The sequence below is a fragment of the Duganella violaceipulchra genome (assembly GCF_019166075.1).
Taxonomy (GTDB): Bacteria; Pseudomonadota; Gammaproteobacteria; order Burkholderiales; family Burkholderiaceae_D; genus Rugamonas; species Rugamonas violaceipulchra.
The window spans coordinates 1-354 of sequence record NZ_JAHTGR010000156.1 but is presented as its reverse complement, the minus strand read 5'-3'; the positions used below and the strand labels follow the sequence as shown (position 1 = coordinate 354).

Annotated in this window: 1 protein-coding gene; it reads left to right on the top strand. The window is 74.6% G+C overall.

What is annotated here, in order from left to right; genetic code table 11:
• Positions 1–354 (top strand): condensation domain-containing protein (locus KVP70_RS33455; RefSeq protein WP_229225272.1); only part of this gene is annotated, 354 nt, incomplete at both ends.

The following is a 354-nucleotide window of genomic DNA, read 5'->3' as shown; positions in this document are numbered from 1 at the left end:
CGACGAGCATGTGCTGCTGCTGACCCAGCACCACATCATTTCCGACGGCTGGTCGATCGGCATCATGGTGCGCGAAGTGAGCGCGCTGTACGCCGCCTTCAGCCAGGGCTTGCCGGACCCGCTGCCGGCCCCGTCCATCCAGTACGCCGACTACGCCGCCTGGCAGCGCCAGTGGCTCAGCGGCGCGGTGCTGCAACAGCAAGCCGGCTGGTGGCGCGCCCACCTCGACGGCGCCCCCGCCCTGCTGGCCCTGCCCACCGACCGGCCACGGCCGGCCGTGCAGCGCTACGCCGGCGCCAGCGTCGCGCTGACCCTGCCCGCCGCCCTCAGCGCCGAGCTGCGCGCCCTGGCCGG